The following is a 423-nucleotide window of genomic DNA, read 5'->3' as shown; positions in this document are numbered from 1 at the left end:
CGATGTAGAGCGAGCGCAGCGTGTCGTCGTCGGGCACCTCCAACGCCTGATAATGCTTGTGGCCAAGACCCTCGAAGAAATCCATGTCGACGATGGTCGCACCGGTCGCGACGATGCAGTCGACCATGTTGGAACGGACCAGCTCCGCATACAGGTCCATGCATCCGCCCGCGCTGGTCGAGCCCGCGATGACGAGAACGACCGTGCAGTCCTTGTCGCCGAGCATCTGGTTGTAGATCTCGGTCGCGCGGCCGAGGTCGCGGCTGGTGAAGGACATCTTCTTCATGGCGTCCACAATCGGGCGCGCGTCGAAAGAGGTGATGTCGATATGCTCGACCTTGGTGGAGAGCAGCTCGGCCTTGCGGGTGTCGTTAATCTGAGTGTTGGTCATCGGGTTATCCCAAGCACAGCGTCACCCCGGAC

At 61.0% G+C, this 423-nt stretch carries 1 protein-coding gene; it reads right to left on the bottom strand.

The window, feature by feature from the left end; all coding sequences use genetic code 11:
• On the bottom strand, positions 1 to 391 hold a 391-nt coding region (locus I6F37_RS41485; protein WP_225154594.1), incomplete at its 3' end, for a deoxyhypusine synthase family protein.
• Positions 392 to 423: the final 32 nt, after the last annotated feature.

Origin of the sequence: Bradyrhizobium sp. NBAIM08 (assembly GCF_020193935.1) — a bacterium.
GTDB lineage: Bacteria > Pseudomonadota > Alphaproteobacteria > Rhizobiales > Xanthobacteraceae > Bradyrhizobium > Bradyrhizobium yuanmingense.
Note: the sequence above shows the minus strand (reverse complement) of the source record. Positions and strands in the feature narration are given on the sequence as shown.